The sequence below is a fragment of the Idiomarina aquatica genome (assembly GCF_003987185.1).
In the GTDB taxonomy this organism is placed as follows: domain Bacteria; phylum Pseudomonadota; class Gammaproteobacteria; order Enterobacterales; family Alteromonadaceae; genus Idiomarina; species Idiomarina aquatica.
The window spans coordinates 81,027-96,196 of sequence record NZ_PIPS01000005.1 but is presented as its reverse complement, the minus strand read 5'-3'; the positions used below and the strand labels follow the sequence as shown (position 1 = coordinate 96,196).

18 protein-coding genes are annotated in these 15,170 nt (G+C 50.5%); 17 read left to right on the top strand and 1 reads right to left on the bottom strand.

The genetic code is table 11. The annotated features are described in order from the left end of the window. Positions 1 to 3 precede the first annotated feature (3 nt). The 17 genes from CWE23_RS12970 to CWE23_RS12895 all read left to right on the top strand — a co-directional run bounded on the left by CWE23_RS12970 (position 4) and on the right by CWE23_RS12895 (position 14,555). Positions 4 to 792, top strand: a complete 789-nt coding sequence (locus CWE23_RS12970; RefSeq protein WP_105306907.1) for a DUF3450 domain-containing protein — start codon at positions 4 to 6, stop codon at positions 790 to 792. After that, complete coding sequence (locus CWE23_RS12965; protein WP_126820463.1) at positions 789 to 2,159, top strand: MotA/TolQ/ExbB proton channel family protein; 1,371 nt, start codon at positions 789 to 791, stop codon at positions 2,157 to 2,159. The genes CWE23_RS12970 and CWE23_RS12965 overlap by 4 nt, the downstream gene beginning before the upstream one ends. 4 nt (positions 2,160 to 2,163) lie before the next feature. Continuing rightward, complete coding sequence (locus tag CWE23_RS12960; protein ID WP_105306905.1) at positions 2,164 to 2,688, top strand: MotA/TolQ/ExbB proton channel family protein; 525 nt, start codon at positions 2,164 to 2,166, stop codon at positions 2,686 to 2,688. Positions 2,689 to 2,700: 12 nt separating this feature from the next. After that, positions 2,701 to 3,102 carry an ExbD/TolR family protein gene (locus CWE23_RS12955; RefSeq protein ID WP_105306904.1) on the top strand — a complete coding sequence of 134 codons (402 nt, stop codon included), beginning with the start codon at positions 2,701 to 2,703 and terminating at the stop codon, positions 3,100 to 3,102. Position 3,103: 1 nt separating this feature from the next. After that, on the top strand, positions 3,104 to 3,718 hold the full coding sequence (locus tag CWE23_RS12950; protein ID WP_105306903.1) for an energy transducer TonB: 615 nt from the start codon (positions 3,104 to 3,106) through the stop codon (positions 3,716 to 3,718). 15 nt (positions 3,719 to 3,733) lie between these two features. Then, the gene (locus tag CWE23_RS12945) at positions 3,734 to 5,017 is read left to right on the top strand and encodes a tetratricopeptide repeat protein (protein ID WP_241970646.1); all 1,284 of its coding nucleotides are present in this window, start codon (positions 3,734 to 3,736) and stop codon (positions 5,015 to 5,017) included. Positions 5,018 to 5,143: 126 nt separating this feature from the next. Continuing rightward, complete coding sequence (locus CWE23_RS13960; RefSeq protein WP_262339843.1) at positions 5,144 to 5,266, top strand: hypothetical protein; 123 nt, start codon at positions 5,144 to 5,146, stop codon at positions 5,264 to 5,266. A 42-nt stretch (positions 5,267 to 5,308) separates the two neighbouring features. After that, positions 5,309 to 5,686: a response regulator gene (locus tag CWE23_RS12940; protein ID WP_126820462.1), complete on the top strand. Its 378-nt coding sequence runs from the start codon at positions 5,309 to 5,311 to the stop codon at positions 5,684 to 5,686. A gap of 42 nt (positions 5,687 to 5,728) precedes the next feature. Further along, complete coding sequence (locus CWE23_RS12935; RefSeq protein ID WP_126820461.1) at positions 5,729 to 6,256, top strand: adenine phosphoribosyltransferase; 528 nt, start codon at positions 5,729 to 5,731, stop codon at positions 6,254 to 6,256. A 22-nt stretch (positions 6,257 to 6,278) separates the two neighbouring features. After that, the gene (dnaX, locus tag CWE23_RS12930; RefSeq protein ID WP_126820460.1) at positions 6,279 to 8,165 is read left to right on the top strand and encodes a DNA polymerase III subunit gamma/tau; all 1,887 of its coding nucleotides are present in this window, start codon (positions 6,279 to 6,281) and stop codon (positions 8,163 to 8,165) included. Between the two features lie 15 nt (positions 8,166 to 8,180). Next, the gene (locus CWE23_RS12925) at positions 8,181 to 8,507 is read left to right on the top strand and encodes a YbaB/EbfC family nucleoid-associated protein (RefSeq protein WP_105306898.1); all 327 of its coding nucleotides are present in this window, start codon (positions 8,181 to 8,183) and stop codon (positions 8,505 to 8,507) included. A 12-nt stretch (positions 8,508 to 8,519) separates the two neighbouring features. Then, positions 8,520 to 9,131, top strand: coding sequence for a recombination mediator RecR (gene recR, locus CWE23_RS12920; protein ID WP_126820459.1), 612 nt, complete (start codon positions 8,520 to 8,522; stop codon positions 9,129 to 9,131). Positions 9,132 to 9,203: 72 nt separating this feature from the next. Further along, positions 9,204 to 11,117: a molecular chaperone HtpG gene (gene htpG / locus CWE23_RS12915; protein WP_105306896.1), complete on the top strand. Its 1,914-nt coding sequence runs from the start codon at positions 9,204 to 9,206 to the stop codon at positions 11,115 to 11,117. Positions 11,118 to 11,231: 114 nt separating this feature from the next. Beyond that, entirely contained in the window at positions 11,232 to 11,879 is a 648-nt protein-coding gene (gene adk / locus CWE23_RS12910) for an adenylate kinase (protein ID WP_105306895.1), read from the top strand. Between the two features lie 76 nt (positions 11,880 to 11,955). Further along, the gene (locus CWE23_RS12905) at positions 11,956 to 12,372 is read left to right on the top strand and encodes an MAPEG family protein (RefSeq protein ID WP_126820458.1); all 417 of its coding nucleotides are present in this window, start codon (positions 11,956 to 11,958) and stop codon (positions 12,370 to 12,372) included. 7 nt (positions 12,373 to 12,379) lie between these two features. Then, the gene (locus CWE23_RS12900) at positions 12,380 to 13,162 is read left to right on the top strand and encodes an alpha/beta fold hydrolase (protein ID WP_105307773.1); all 783 of its coding nucleotides are present in this window, start codon (positions 12,380 to 12,382) and stop codon (positions 13,160 to 13,162) included. A 16-nt stretch (positions 13,163 to 13,178) separates the two neighbouring features. Then, positions 13,179 to 14,555: an MATE family efflux transporter gene (locus CWE23_RS12895; RefSeq protein ID WP_105306893.1), complete on the top strand. Its 1,377-nt coding sequence runs from the start codon at positions 13,179 to 13,181 to the stop codon at positions 14,553 to 14,555. On the opposite strand, the gene hisIE is transcribed toward CWE23_RS12895, so the two are convergent. Continuing rightward, complete coding sequence (hisIE, locus tag CWE23_RS12890) at positions 14,552 to 15,160, bottom strand: bifunctional phosphoribosyl-AMP cyclohydrolase/phosphoribosyl-ATP diphosphatase HisIE (RefSeq protein ID WP_105307772.1); 609 nt, start codon at positions 15,158 to 15,160, stop codon at positions 14,552 to 14,554. The genes CWE23_RS12895 and hisIE overlap by 4 nt on opposite strands. Positions 15,161 to 15,170: the final 10 nt, after the last annotated feature.

The following is a 15,170-nucleotide window of genomic DNA, read 5'->3' as shown; positions in this document are numbered from 1 at the left end:
ACTATGACCAAAGTAATCAAGAGAACCAAACTCGCTGCAACCCTGATGGGTGTGATGGCGTTTGCTGGCACCGGCGTTGCCGCTGCACAGCAAGTTGATGTAGCGAAGCTACAGAACGAAGAGCAAAAGATTCTAAAGGCTCAAGAACAATCTCAAGAGAAAATCAACTCTCTGTTTGAACAAAGCCAGGATCTGCTGATCGAGTATCGCTCAGTTGTTGCGGAGTACGAGAACTTGAAGGTCTACAACGACCACGTTGCTAAACTGGTTGCTGACCAGCAGGCAACAATCGACTCGCTGCAGCGTCAAATCGATGGTATCGAAGAAACGAAACAAGGTGTCGTACCATTGATGTACGAGATGATCGACGCCCTGGAAGAGTTTGTCGAACTTGACTTACCAATCCAAAAAGAGAAGCGTCTGGAGCGTGTTGCCCGTCTGCAAGACATCATGGGTAACTCAAACGTTTCAACCTCTGAAAAATTCCGTCAGATCATCGAAGCCTACCAGGCTGAACTGGATTATGGTTCAGGTTTGATCTCGTATCAGGGTAACCTGAATGTTGACGGTCAAGAGGTTGCTGTTGACTTCTTCCACATGGGTCGCGTTGCATTCCTGGCACAGTCTCTGGACTTGAAAAATGCCTGGATCTACAACAACGAATCCGGTGAGTGGACAGCGCTTGAAGATGAGTACCTTAACCCTCTGACGACAGCGATTCGTATGTCTCGTAAGCAAACAGCTTTCGATCTTGTGAAACTTCCAGTATTCGCAGCGGAGAGTGCAGAATGAAACAATTAGTAAAATCGTTAATGATTGCAGCAGCAGTCAGCCTTTCTGCAGGTACGACTCTCGCTGCTAACGCGCAGGACAACACAGAAGCGAAAAGCTTGGAAGAGCTGATGCAGCTGGTTGAGAAAAACCGTGTGTCTTCGCGTCAATTGAGTGCCGAGCGTGAAGCTGAATTCACAGCGGCTCGTGCTGACAAGCAAGCGCTGTTAAACCAGGCGAAAAAGCAGCTTTCTGATGAAGAAGCTCGTGGTAAGCGTCTGCAAAACCAGTTCTCTGAAAACGAGATCACATTGGCGAACAAAGAACAAGAACTTGAAAATGCTAAAGGCACTTTGGGTGAAATGTTCGGTGTTGTTCGTGGTGCAGCGACTGAAACCATCGGTCGTATCGCGACGTCAATTGTTAGCTCTCAATATCCAGGTCGTGAAGACGTTCTGGAAAGTTTAGCAGAAGCAAAAGAATTGCCTACACTGCCTGAACTTGAAGAGCTTTGGATGGCATTGCTGACGGAAATGATCCAGTCAGGCAAAGTGGTGACTTACAACACAGACGTATTCCAGTTGGATGGCGGTGTTGAAAATAAAGAAGTGACTCGTGTTGGTGTATTCAACTTAGTCGCTCAGAACGGTGAATACCTGACTTACAATGACACAACTGAACAGGTTCAGCCATTAGGCCGTCAGCCTGAAGGTTATGTTATTAGCCAAAACAGCGAATTCACTGGTACATCAGAAGGTTATGCAGGTCTTTACCTCGACCCTTCACGTGGTCAAATCCTGGGTCTGTTAACACAGAAAGCAACGCTTGAAGAGCGTTATCACCAAGGTGGCACGGTAGGTTATGTCATCACTGTTGTGCTGATCATCGGTCTATTGATTGCAGTTTACAAGCTGGTCACATTGACGGCTGTTGGCGGCAAGATGCGTTCGCAACTTAAGAACATCGATAACCCTTCAGACAAGAACCCACTGGGTCGTGTCCTGAAAGTTTATCATGCGAACAAGAACAGCGATGCTGAGAACCTTGAACTGAAACTTGACGAAGCGATTCTTAAAGAAACGCCTAAGATCGAAAGCGGCATTAACGTTGTTAAGATCTTTGCAGCTATCGCTCCGTTATTAGGTCTATTGGGTACGGTAGTTGGTATGATTGGTACCTTCCAATCAATCACACTATTCGGTACCGGTGATCCGAAAATCATGGCAGGCGACATCTCAATGGCGTTGGTAACAACGGCTATGGGTCTGATCGCAGCAATCCCATTGATTTTGGCTCACAGTATTGTGGCAGGTCGCAGCAAGTCTATCGTTCACATCCTGGACGAACAGGCTGCTGGTATCGTAGCGGCTCACTCGGAGAAGGAGTAATCCCATGCTTTACCTGATGGAACTTTGGGAATCTATCAGGGATTTTATTGCGACCGGTGGTGATGTTTTATACATCATCATGGGGGTACTCTTTCTAATGTGGGTACTAATGATTGAGCGTTATTGGTTCCTATCGGGCTCGTTCCCTAAACTCCGCAAAAAAATTATTGCGGAGTGGGACGCCCGGAAAGACACCACCTCATGGTACGCACATAGAATCCGTGAAGCATGGATTTCCGAAGCTAACGATAAACTGAATGCACGTATTCTGTTGATTAAAACCTGTGTTGCGCTTTGTCCTCTCGTAGGGCTGTTAGGTACTGTGACCGGTATGATTACGGTATTTGAAATCATGGCAGTGCAGGGTACGGGTAATCCCCGTTTGATGGCGTCGGGTATTTCGATGGCAACAATCCCGACAATGGCGGGAATGGTTGCAGCGTTATCCGGTATGTTTTTCGCGACACGTTTAGAAAGTAAAGTGCGTCGCGCGAAGCAAAGCCTGGTCGACAGTCTGCCACATCACTAAGAGAGTAAAATTATGGCACGTAATCGTATTCGCGAAGAGGAAGATGCGGCGATTGATATGACGCCGATGTTGGACATCGTCTTCATCATGTTGATCTTCTTTATCGTAACGACCTCTTTCGTTAAAGAAGCGGGTATTCAGGTCAATAAGCCTGAAGCTAACCAAGCGAACAAGGAGCCTTCAGCTAACATCTTTATCGCGATTCGCGATAACGGTGAAGTCTGGATGGATAAACGTCAGGTTGATGTTGAACGCGTAGCAGCAAACTTAGAACGTATGCTTGCTGAGCAGCCAACGGATCTTGTTGTTATCCAGGCAGACAAACAAGCTGAACATGGTCGTGTTGTTGAAGTTATGGACCAAGTTAAGGAAGCGGGTATCGATAAGATATCCATAGCAGCGGAGAATAACTAATATGGTGCGCTTTTTAGTATCTTTACTACTAGGTGCCGCCGTTACGTTTGCTCTGTTTGCTTTTATGGCTTACTTAATCGGCGGGGGGGCGAAAAGTAATGAAGCTCCGCCCCCATCGCCGGTCATCGAGATCGTAACGTCGCCACCTGAGTCCGACGTTCAACAACGGCAGCGGACACCACCGCCGCCGCCACCGCCGCCGGAGCAGCCTCCTGAGACACCTCAGGCAGAACCTGATACCAGCGACAACAGTGGTATGAACATGAATATGGGCTTTGACGTAGATGTAGGTGGTGCTGACACCGGTTTATCGGGTCCAGGCAACCTTCTGAATCAAGACGGTGACGCAACACCGATCGTGCGTATCGAACCGCGTTATCCACCATCAGCTGCCCGTAACGGCACCGAAGGTTGGGTACAACTGCGTTTCACCATCGCACCTGACGGTAGTGTGACCGATGTTGAAGTCATAGACTCTGAACCACGTCGAGTTTTTGACCGAGAGGCACGCCGCGCATTATTGCGTTGGAAGTACAAGCCTAAGGTCATAGATGGTAAAGCGGTTAGTCAACCGGGTATGACCGTGCAGCTCGACTTCACTATGGATGGGCAATAAGAAATGAAAGCAGCAATGAAGACATTTGTTAGTGCCCTTGCCTTTGCTTCTGTGCTTGCGACCGCTCCGGTTGCAGCACAGGACCTGGGACTTGATATCCCAAGCAAAGAAACCGTAGAGGCGCAAAAGAAAAACCGTAAGAACCAAGCCGCAGGTCAGAGTACCGGGCGGGCGATTATGGATGCTTTTGAGCTGTACGAGCAAGAGCAACTTCAAGAGGCGATTGCCATTCTTGAAGAAGAGTACCCCGATCTGGACCCTGGTTACGACCAGGCCTACATGGGGCGCTTCTTAGGTACCCTGTATGCGCAAGACGAGCAGACAAAACGAGCGTTAGATATCCTGAAAAACTCGGCTGACCAAGATATTCTCGGTTGGAACGATCAGGCCGCGGTATTGAAATTGGTTGGTCAGTTGGCACTTCAGGAAGAACGCTACGATATGTCGATTGACTACCTGACGCGTTGGTTAGAGTTTACCGGTGATCTTGACCCGCAAATTCTGACTTTCGTTGCGAACGCTTACTATCAGAAGAAAGAGTTTGCTGAAGTGGTGCCGTTTGCACGTGCAGCCCTGAACAACTCTGAAGAAGCTGACAAGAACATTTATACGTTGCTGATGGCGTCTTACTACGAACGTAAGATGTATCCTCAAGCAATCGAAGTTCTTGAAGAGGGTATCAATAAGTTACCTGGCGTTACGCAGTGGTGGCCTCAATTGGCGCAGTTCTACATGATTGAAGAGAACTACGACAAGTCGCTGGCTACGATGGAAATCGCCTATCTGGCGGGTTACCTGGATAAAGAGAACCAATACAAAATGCTGGTTCAACTTTATGACAACTCAGGTATTCCATATAAAGCTGCAGTAACCATGGCGAAGCACATCGACAACGGTGATATTGAGGGAACGGCGAAGAATTTCGCGACCGTTGCCAACAGTTTCCACCGTGCGAAAGAGTTCGATGAAGCTGTGGCTTGGTATCTTCGCGCTGCTGAAGCCGCTGAAGATGCTGACGACAAAGGCGAGTACTATCGTAAACGCGGTAACTTGTTAATGCTTAACGAGCAGTATGCTGAGGCAGTAGCCCCGCTACGTCGTGCGCTTGACTACTTAGAAGGTGCTGACGAGGGTCGTGTGTACATGTCACTGGCAGAAGCTTATTTCTACAGTGAACAGTACCCGGAAGCCCTGCGCGCAGTAAACCGCGCAGCAGAGTTTGACGGACAGCGTCGCAGCGCCCGTAGCTGGCGTGGCTTCATTCAGTCAACAGCGGAGCGCAAAGGCGTTAAGCTGTAACGATTGAAAGTCGCTCAACGATAAAAAAGCCCTGCCTTATGGCGGGGCTTTTTCTTTGTAAAGCGGTTTGTTAAATCGGAGATTATCGAGTATGATCTGCGCCGACTTTCATAAGAGGAATGTATTATGGCTGCCGATAATTATAAAGAACCTGCTGGCTTTAAGTTTTTACTGGCTGGATTGGTTTTATTTGTGGGCATTAGTTGCCTGCCGCTTGTACTTCGGATTGTCCAATTTTTCTCAGCGTAAAACATCCCGTTTTACCATCGCACTTAATAGGTGAATACTGACATGTCAGTCTCTATACTCGTTGTCGAGGATAAAGACCGTACGCGCGAGCATGTGCTCGATGTATTAGCGCCACTCAACTTCCATATCGTTACGGCCAAAGACGGCCTTGATGGTTTGAGCAAAGCCAAGACTGAGTCGTTCGATATGATCCTCACCGATCATAAGATGCCAGTGATGGATGGCTTAAGCTTATTAAAAAATCTGCGTGAGCTTGAGCCCTATCGAGACGCACCGATATTCTTTATGACCACTCAGGATTTAACCGAGGTTGAACCCAAGGCTCTCAAGGCCGGCGCAACCGCCTGTTTTAGTAAGCCATTGCAGGCAGAGCCGGTGCGTGAACAGATTAAAACGCACATCCAACGCTCCGTCGCCTGATCATTTAATTATCGTCTTAACGACAAGGGAAACTACCGGGTCATGACGCTTGAGCAACTCAAAAACACCATTGCTGCGATTGAAGATTATCCTAAGCCGGGTATCACCTTCCGTGATATTACACCACTGCTGCAAAATGCTGAGGCATTTTCAGCGTGTATCGATTTTTTTGTCGAGCGTTACATTCAACAGGGCATTACCCAGGTTGCTGCCGTTGAAGCGCGCGGATTTATTTTCGGTGCCGCGATTGCCAAGGCACTGGGCTGTGGGTTGACACTGCTGCGCAAACCGGGGAAATTGCCGGGTAACGTCATCACTCAACGCTATCAGCTGGAATACGGCGAAGATCAGTTGCAAATGCGATCGGACTCGTTGAAGGCGTCTGATAACGTCCTCATTGTCGATGACCTGCTGGCGACCGGGGGTACCGTAGAAGCGGCCGCAAAACTGATTAAACAGACACAGGCACGGATCCACGAAGCGGCTTTTTTAGTCACCCTCGATGGTTTGCCGGGTGAACAAAAATTGCAGCAACAAGGGTTAGCATGCTATACCTTGTGTCGGTTTTAACGATTAAGTGAGCTAAGCAAACATGAGCTACCAGGTGCTGGCACGAAAATGGCGTCCGTCACAATTCAATGAAGTGGTAGGACAAACCCACGTGTTAGAGCCATTGCGTCATGCACTGGAGAACAATCGTCTGCATCACGCCTATTTGTTCACCGGTACGCGAGGTGTTGGGAAAACGACCATTGCGCGCATTCTGGCTAAGGCGCTTAACTGTGAGCAAGGGGTTTCGGCGACGCCTTGCGGAACCTGTCAGTCATGCCGTGAAATTAACGAAGGCCGGTTTGTCGATCTGTTAGAAATCGATGCGGCGTCGCGGACCAAGGTCGAAGATACCCGTGAACTGTTGGACAACGTTCAGTATCGGCCTTCTCAGGGGCGTTTTAAAGTATATCTGATTGACGAAGTGCATATGCTTTCACGGCACAGTTTTAATGCACTGTTAAAAACCCTGGAAGAGCCCCCCGAACACGTCAAATTTTTGCTGGCGACGACAGACCCACAAAAATTGCCGATTACCGTGGTTTCACGGTGCCTGCAGTTTAATCTGCGCGCATTAACGCCAGATTTAATCACACAACAACTGCAAACGGTATTATCCGCCGAAACCATTGACTACGACGCTGAGGCATTGCCGCTATTGGCCCGCGCCGCGCGAGGGAGTATGCGGGACGGACTCAGTTTGACCGACCAAGCCATCGCCCAGGGCAGTGGTGCGGTTAACCTGCAAAGTGTGCAACAAATGCTCGGCAACGTACCGCGCGCGGATATGATTGGCTTATTGAGCAAGATCGCCGCGAACGACGCCAACGGTGCGTTCGCGCTGCTTGATGAAATGGCAGCACTGGTGCCTGATATTGGCATGGTATTGGCTGAATTACAGGCGTTATTACACCGTCTGGCGTTAGTTCAGCAGTTACCGGAACTGGCAACGGATGAGGAGCAGCAGGGCGGCTTTAAACAGCTGTTAAGACAACTTCCTGCGGAAGTCATCCAACTCTATTATCGATTGGTACTTGAAGGCCGTAAAGAGTTACCGCACAGCGTTGATGACCGCAGCGGTGTTGAGATGACGCTGTTACGACTACTGGCGTTTCGTCCGGTCGACGGACTAACGGTCGATGCTACGATCAACGAAACGGATGAGCGCACAACCGCGACACCCTCTGCGGTATCCTCCGATGCGGTCGCTGAAGTGACTCCTGAGCCATCGCCGTCGGCGAGCCCGACGGCAGCGTCGACACCGCCAGCGCCGGACACTCCGCCGGAAACTGAGGTTGCCGGGGACTTAAGTGATTTATTGCAGATGCGAGAGCAGTTGCGTTCTGCTGATCGTGGTCAGACCGACGGCGAAAAAAAAAACGACATTGAACCGGCCACAGTAGAGGCCACATCCGTAACCGATACGCCTTTTGCGTCGCCTCAGGCACCATCACCGGTAACAACAACAGCCTCGGATCCGGAGGCCGTACCGAATCAACCTGAGCTCACGTCGCTGTTACCGCAACTCACCCCCGATATTCGACTCGCGGAGCAAGTCGATGATTGGTCGGCATTAATTGCGGCGATGGATATCAGCGGGTTAGGGCGGCAATTGTTGTTAAACTCAAATTTGGTGAAGGTCGCCGACAACCATTGGCTGATTAATGTCGCCCCTGCGCAGCAAAGCCTGCTGAGCGACGCGACGGCTGAATCGGTGCGACTGGCGTTGCAACAAAGTCTGGCGGCACAAGGAAAATTTGAGTTTAGGGTTGAAGAGCCCCGGGTACCAACCCCATTAATGATTCAACAACATATCGATGCCTATCGCCATCAGCTTGCGGTAGAATGGGTACAGAACGATGCAGCGGTGCTGGAATTAAAACAGCGCTTTGCCGCAGAAGTTGATGAATCAACGATTAAAGCCGTTTAAAAAGAGGAAAACAACATGTTTAAAGGTGGTATGGGCAATATGATGAAGCAGGCGCAGCAAATGCAGGAGCGCATGCAGAAAGCTCAGGAAGAGATCGCCAACCTGGAAGTCACCGGTGAAGCTGGCGCGGGACTGGTTAAGATTACGATGCTCGGCAACCACAATGTCAAGCGCGTCAGTATTGACCCTAGCCTGATGGACGATGACCAGGAAATGCTGGAAGATTTGATCGCCGCTGCAACCAATGATGCGGTGCGCCGCGTTGAAGAGACCAGCAAAGAAAAAATGGGCGAAGTGACCGGCGGTATGGGTTTACCCCCGGGTTTTAAAATGCCGTTTTAAGGACAGTACAGCATGGCACAGGGTATCAGTCCGGCAATTGACGCATTAGTCGATGACCTAAAGCGCTTGCCGGGTGTCGGTCAGAAAACAGCGCAACGTATGGCCTTTCACTTGCTCGAGCGGGATCGCTCCGGTGCTGCGAGTTTAGCAAGCAGTCTGCAGCGTGCTGTTGAGCAGGTCAGTCATTGTCAACAATGCCGAACTCTGACCGAAGAGCCGCTGTGCCGCATCTGTGCCAACCCCGGGCGTCGTGAGAGCGGCTTCCTCTGTATTGTTGAGACGCCGGCGGATGTGTTAGCCATTGAACAAACGTCGCAGTTTAAAGGACGTTATTTCGTGCTAATGGGTCATTTGTCACCGCTGGATGGCATTGGTCCGGCCGACATTGGTTTGGATGAACTTGAGTTACAGTTAAAACAAGGGCCGATAGAGGAAATCATTTTGGCCACTAACCCAACCGTCGAGGGCGACGCAACGGCGCATTATATTGCCGATATTGCTGAGCAGTTAAACATCAACACCACGCGTATCGCCCATGGGGTACCGGTTGGCGGTGAGCTGGGTTACGTTGATCAGACCACCTTAGGACACGCATTTAGCGGTCGAAAGCAATTTTCTCGTTAACAAAACGCTTGAATTTCTCCGACTCATCCCCATTTCTACAGCAGATTGCTAAGATGATAGGAGAAAACCACTATGGCGGAAGCCGGTCAAACCGAAAAACATGGATTTCAGACAGAAGTAAAACAACTTCTGCATTTGATGATCCATTCGTTGTATTCCAACAAAGAGATTTTTCTGCGCGAGCTGGTATCAAATGCCTCTGATGCCGCTGATAAATTGCGCTTTAAAGCGCTGAGTGACAATTCACTATACGGCGATGACAGTGAACTGCATGTGCGGATTTCACTGGATAAAGACGCTCGCACCATCACCATTAGCGATAACGGTATTGGCATGACCCGTGATGAGGTGATGAACAACCTCGGTACCATCGCAAAATCGGGCACGGCTGAATTTTTTGGACAGCTGTCGGGTGATCAAGCTAAAGACAGCCAGCTGATTGGTCAGTTTGGTGTGGGTTTCTATTCGGCGTTTATCGTTGCAGACGAGGTGGTGGTGCGCACTCGTTCGGCGCTTGATAAAGGCAGTATAGGCGTTGAGTGGCGTTCAAAGGGTGAAGGTGAATTCGAAATCACTGAAACCGAAAAAGCTCGACGTGGTACGGATATTATCCTGCACCTGAAAGAAGGCGAGGATGAATTTCTGGATGAATTCCGTTTGCGCGGTATCATTAATAAATATTCCGAGCACCTGAGTATTCCGGTACAAATGTGGAAAGAACCGGTTCCTGAACAGGAAGGCGAAGACGGTGAAAAGACCCCGGCAGAACCCGGTAAATGGGAAACCGTTAACTCAGGTAAAGCGTTGTGGACACGTGACAAAGCCGAGATTTCCGACGACGAATACAAAGAGTTTTACAAGACCGTTGCGCACGATTTTGATGATCCGTTACTTTGGAGTCACAACAAAGTTGAGGGTACCACTGAGTACACCAGCTTGCTGTATATTCCGAAACGAGCGCCATGGGATCTGTGGAACCGTGAACAGCAGCACGGTGTTAAGCTTTATGTAAAACGCGTCTTTATCATGGATGACGCAGAGCAGCTGATGCCAACGTATTTGCGTTTTGTTAAAGGCCTCATTGATACCAATGATCTACCGTTGAACGTATCACGTGAGATCTTGCAGGATAACAAGATCACCCGTGCGATGCGCAACGGCAGCACCAAAAAGGTACTGCAAATGCTGAAGAAGCTGGCGAAAGATGACAGCGAGCAATATCAGCAGTTCTGGGATACCTTTGGTAATGTCCTGAAAGAGGGCCCTGCGGAAGATCACGCCAACCGAGAGCGCATCGCCGAGTTGCTTCGTTTTAGCTCAACGCATGGCGATTCATCGGCTCAAACGGTCAGTCTGGATGACTACATTGAGCGCATGAAAGAAGGTCAGGATAAGATTTACTATATTGTTGCTGACAGCTATGAAGCGGCGAAAAATAACCCGGCACTGGAAATTTTCCGTAAGAAAGGGGTTGAAGTGTTGTTGTTGTCTGACCGCATCGACGAGTGGTTGATGAGTCACCTGACGGAGTTCAAAGACAAACCGTTGCAGTCGGTCACCCGTGGCGATCTGGACTTGGGTGAACTGGATGATGAACAGGATAAGCAAGAACAGGAAAAAGCCGAAGAGGCCTTCAAAGATCAGTTGAAGCGTTTTGAAACGGCTCTGGGCGATAAGGTGAAAAAGGTGCGGGTAACCCACCGTTTGACCGACTCGCCGGCGTGTATCATTACCGACGAACACGATATGAGCACGCAAATGGCGAAACTGATGGAAGCGGCCGGACAAAAAGTACCTGAGACCAAGTACATTTTTGAGGTCAACCCGAATCATCCTTTAGTCGTAAAAATGACGGCCAAAGATGACGATGCGTTTAAGCAATGGGCGGAGGTCTTACTGGACCAGGCAACCCTTGCAGAGCGCGGTAGTCTTAAAGATCCGGCGTCTTTTGTCACTAAGCTGAATAAGTTAATGCTTGACGCTTAACCCACCTTAATGCCGTCGCAGCAACCGCGCTGCGACGGCGCTTCTTGCTTGTAATAACGGCTTCATCGGGGTAAAGTTCCCAACAAACTTTTAAATCAAAAAATGAGGCTGTATATGCGCATCATTCTCTTAGGCGCTCCCGGAGCTGGGAAGGGAACTCAAGCTCAGTTCTTGATGAACACGTTTGGTATTCCACAAATTTCAACAGGCGATATGCTTCGTTCTGCCATCAAGTCGGGTTCAGAACTCGGCAAAAAGGCAAAGCAGGTGATGGATGCAGGCCAGTTGGTGTCGGATGAGATCATTATTGAGCTGGTGAAAGAACGGATCGCTGAACCCGATTGCCAAAACGGTTTTTTATTGGATGGCTTTCCGCGCACCATTCCACAAGCTGACGCTATGCGAGAGCACGGAATCGAGGTCGATTATGTGCTTGAATTCGACGTGCCGGACGATGTTATCGTTAAGCGCATGAGTGGACGTCGCGTCCATCCTGGCTCAGGCCGTGTTTACCATGTTGAGCATAATCCGCCGAAAGAAGAAGGCAAAGATGATGTTACCGGTGAAGAATTAGTCGTTCGTCCGGATGACCAGGAGCAGACGGTACGTAAACGTCTGGCGGTCTACCACGAGCAGACAGAGCCATTGGTTGAGTATTATCAAAAACTGGCTAACGAAACAGATACTGAGTACCATAAGATCGATGGTACCAAAGCTGTTGAGCAAGTCAGTAAAGAGCTGGGTGAATTGCTTCAGCAGTAATCCCGGGGTTTAACCGACTTAACCTTACCAGAAAGGCTCACCGCAGGTGGGCCTTTTTACATAAAAGGAACAAACGATGACACCGTCATTCACTCCTTCGTTAACCATAACCGGCTTTTACGCCGCTCTGTTAACGCTGCTCTATCTGATTCTGGCTGTACGAATTATCCGTCTGCGCTGGAAGCACCGCGTGGGTATCGGTACCGGTCAGGCCGAGGATTTGAAAGCCGCCGTGCGCGTGCATGGTAACTTCATTGAATACGTACCACTGGCGCTGATTCTGTTAGCCATTATCGAATTCAGTGGTATCGCGACGCTGTGGGTGCATGGGCTAGGTATCGTGCTGGTGATCGCGCGGTTGGCTCATGCGGTGGGGCTCACTCGTACGGTCGGAGCGTCAACGCCCCGCGCCATTGGGGTTGCAGGAACGTTCGCCGTGTTGATACTGGAAGCAGGGATTTTGATCGGTCGTTATATTGGCACACTATGGTGAGGTGGTGATGAAGGAATTGCAGGCAGGTGTGTATTATCGTCCGGCAGCGCAGCCGGATGCCGATACGGTGTTGCTGTTACACAGTTCGCAAAGTGCCAGCTCGCAGTGGCGTCATTTCATTCAGACGGTGGGTGAGCGGGTGAACGTGCTGGCGGTGGATTTGCTGGGCTACGGCAATGCGCCACAGGCATCGATAACGACGCATTTTCGTTTACAACATGAGATTCCTCGGGTGCAGGAAGCCATTGCCGCGGCGGCGGTGCAACAGCCGTTAACGGTCGTTGGTCACTCTTATGGTGGTGCGCTGGCGTTAAAAATTGTCGCCGACCAAGCGCTAGCCGTAAACAAGGTGGCGGTATACGAGCCGGTTTCATTTCATGTGTTGCCGGAGGACTCGCCCGGCATGATGGAAATTCGCGCCATCAGTGATGCGATGCACGGAAAAGACGCAACCGCATGCACCCGTACTTTTGTCGACTATTGGAATCAACCGGGCTATTTTGACGCGCTGCCGGCTAAGATTCAGGCGCTGATGGTAAGTCAGGCAGAAAAAGTCAGCCTCGATTTTGACGCCTTACTGAACGAACCATTGCAGCTTGATGATTACGCCCGCATAAAGCAGCCGGTATTATTGATCAGCGGCGAATATACCCGGCGCAGTGCACAGGCCGTCGTCCGGGCCTTGAGCTCGGTATTACCTAACCTGACGGAACAGCAGGTTGCGGCTGGGCACATGGGACCACTGACGCATCCGGCTGAGGTATCTCCTTTGTTATCCGACTTTATTTAGAGAGTGATGTCGTTAAATGACCCGACCAACAACTGAAATAACCAAACTTGCGCGCCTCACCGGACCCATTTTAATCGCGCAGTTGACGCAAATGTTGATGAGTGTGGTTGATACGGTTATGGCCGGCCGTAAAGGCGCCGTAGATTTGGCTGCGGTATCCGTTGGTGGCAGTATTTTTGTGCCGGTGACGTTGTTGATTTTTGGCCTCGCGCTGGCACTAGCTCCGGTCATTTCGCACTTTGACGGAGCGGGTCGGCACCGCCGCATTGCCAATATGCTGCAACAGGGATTCTACGCCTGCGCCATTATCGGTCTTTTGACGTTGTTATTGATGAGTGGCTCGCCTTACATCCTGGATGCGATGGAAGTTGAGCAACAGTTCCGGCAAACGACGCTCGACTACTTGTTTTACATTGCTTTTGGTGTGCCTGCCTTTGTTGTTTATGCGGTACTGCGTAACTTCTGTGAAGGCCTATCGAACACCATGCCATCGTTGGTGATTGGTTTTATTGGTCTCATGATCAATATTCCGGCGAACTACATTTTTATTTATGGCCATTTTGGCGCTCCCGAACTGGGTGGGGCCGGTTGTGGTCTGGCGTCGGCATTGGTGTTGTGGGGCATGGCGATTTCGATGGCGGTGTACGTACTCTACGCCAAGCGCTATCGCAAACTGCGTTTGTTACGACGCTGGTATCCGCCGAACTTTGATGATGTAACCTATATCATGCGACTGGGCTTTCCGATTTCGATGTCGCTGTTTTTTGAGGTGAGTTTGTTTGCGGCTGTGGCGCTATTGATCTCGCCGCTTGGCCCAACCGTGGTCTCGGCGCATCAAATTGCACTCAACATCAGCTCATTGGTTTATATGGTACCGCTCAGTATCTCCATGGCCGTTACCTTACGAGTGGGCTTTGCGCTGGGCGCCGGAGACCCGAAAAATGCGATGCTGAGCTTTCGTATGGCGCTTTGGATAGGTGGCGTTTTTGCCGCGGTTAACGGTCTGATCATGTGGTTAGGCGGCGAATGGCTAGCCAGCTTATACACGCCTAATCGCGAGATCATTGAGCTGGCCGGAACCCTGATGGGGTTGGCGGCAATCTTTACCTTATCGGACACCTTTCAGGTGGTGGCGATGGGCACGTTGCGTGGTTATAAGGATACCAAGTACCCGATGCTCATGGCGTTTATCTCATACTGGCCGTTTGGCCTCACCGTTGGGGTGGTGCTGGGGCTGACGGACTGGATTGTACCGGCGATGGGAGCGGCTGGTTTCTGGATTGGTTTTATCAGCGGTTTGTCCGTTGCGGCGGTGCTGCTGACGATACGACTGCGTCATATCGCCAGCAACTACGAGCGCCGTCACTATCAACAGCAACTCAATGCGGACTAGCTCTGGCGTTGCTTTAACACCTTGAGCACGGCTTCCAGATCCGTGTTTGAGGCTTGCAGTACCACCAGCAAATGATAGAGCAAGTCGGCACTCTCGTTATGCAGTTCGTCGATGTCACGAACGGTGGCGGCGAGGGCGACTTCGACACCTTCCTCGCCGACTTTTTGTGCGGCCCGCTTAATGCCGGCGGCAAACAGCTTAGCGGTGTAACTTTCGCTCGGGTCGGCGTCTTTGCGTGAGCCGATCAAGCGGTCAAGTTGCTGCAGCAGTGGTGCCGGCGCTTCGGCGAAACAACTACGGGTACCGAGATGGCAGGTCGGGCCATTCGGGAGCGCCAGCGCCAGCAACGCGTCATTGTCACAATCACTGTACAAGCCCTGTAGCTCCAGTGTATGCCCGGAACTTTCACCTTTGGTCCATAGGCGCTGTTTACTGCGGCTGTAGAAGGTCACCAGCCCCTTGTCCAGCGAGGCGGTGACGGCTTCCGCCGACATATAGCCGAGCATCAAAACCTCACCGGTCAGCGCGTGCTGTACGGTACAGGGCAACAAGCCGTCCATTTTGTCCCAGCCCAACTGCGCCTGGTTTTGTTGTGTTAACTTCATGAAAATGCCT

What these genes read in the sequence shown, in the direction of transcription:
- CWE23_RS12940 (WP_126820462.1), top strand. Translation starts at nt 5,309, where the DNA reads ATGTCAGTCTCTATACTCGTTGTCGAGGATAAAGACCGTACGCGCGAG.
- CWE23_RS12895 (WP_105306893.1), top strand. Translation starts at nt 13,179, where the DNA reads ATGACCCGACCAACAACTGAAATAACCAAACTTGCGCGCCTCACCGGA.
- CWE23_RS12945 (WP_241970646.1), top strand. Translation starts at nt 3,734, where the DNA reads ATGAAGACATTTGTTAGTGCCCTTGCCTTTGCTTCTGTGCTTGCGACC.
- htpG (WP_105306896.1), top strand. Translation starts at nt 9,204, where the DNA reads ATGGCGGAAGCCGGTCAAACCGAAAAACATGGATTTCAGACAGAAGTA.
- CWE23_RS12965 (WP_126820463.1), top strand. Translation starts at nt 789, where the DNA reads ATGAAACAATTAGTAAAATCGTTAATGATTGCAGCAGCAGTCAGCCTT.
- CWE23_RS12970 (WP_105306907.1), top strand. Translation starts at nt 4, where the DNA reads ATGACCAAAGTAATCAAGAGAACCAAACTCGCTGCAACCCTGATGGGT.
- dnaX (WP_126820460.1), top strand. Translation starts at nt 6,279, where the DNA reads ATGAGCTACCAGGTGCTGGCACGAAAATGGCGTCCGTCACAATTCAAT.
- CWE23_RS12950 (WP_105306903.1), top strand. Translation starts at nt 3,104, where the DNA reads ATGGTGCGCTTTTTAGTATCTTTACTACTAGGTGCCGCCGTTACGTTT.
- hisIE (WP_105307772.1), bottom strand. Translation starts at nt 15,160, where the DNA reads ATGAAGTTAACACAACAAAACCAGGCGCAGTTGGGCTGGGACAAAATG.
- CWE23_RS12955 (WP_105306904.1), top strand. Translation starts at nt 2,701, where the DNA reads ATGGCACGTAATCGTATTCGCGAAGAGGAAGATGCGGCGATTGATATG.
- CWE23_RS12925 (WP_105306898.1), top strand. Translation starts at nt 8,181, where the DNA reads ATGTTTAAAGGTGGTATGGGCAATATGATGAAGCAGGCGCAGCAAATG.
- recR (WP_126820459.1), top strand. Translation starts at nt 8,520, where the DNA reads ATGGCACAGGGTATCAGTCCGGCAATTGACGCATTAGTCGATGACCTA.
- CWE23_RS12900 (WP_105307773.1), top strand. Translation starts at nt 12,380, where the DNA reads ATGAAGGAATTGCAGGCAGGTGTGTATTATCGTCCGGCAGCGCAGCCG.
- adk (WP_105306895.1), top strand. Translation starts at nt 11,232, where the DNA reads ATGCGCATCATTCTCTTAGGCGCTCCCGGAGCTGGGAAGGGAACTCAA.
- CWE23_RS12960 (WP_105306905.1), top strand. Translation starts at nt 2,164, where the DNA reads ATGCTTTACCTGATGGAACTTTGGGAATCTATCAGGGATTTTATTGCG.
- CWE23_RS12935 (WP_126820461.1), top strand. Translation starts at nt 5,729, where the DNA reads ATGACGCTTGAGCAACTCAAAAACACCATTGCTGCGATTGAAGATTAT.
- CWE23_RS12905 (WP_126820458.1), top strand. Translation starts at nt 11,956, where the DNA reads ATGACACCGTCATTCACTCCTTCGTTAACCATAACCGGCTTTTACGCC.
- CWE23_RS13960 (WP_262339843.1), top strand. Translation starts at nt 5,144, where the DNA reads ATGGCTGCCGATAATTATAAAGAACCTGCTGGCTTTAAGTTTTTACTG.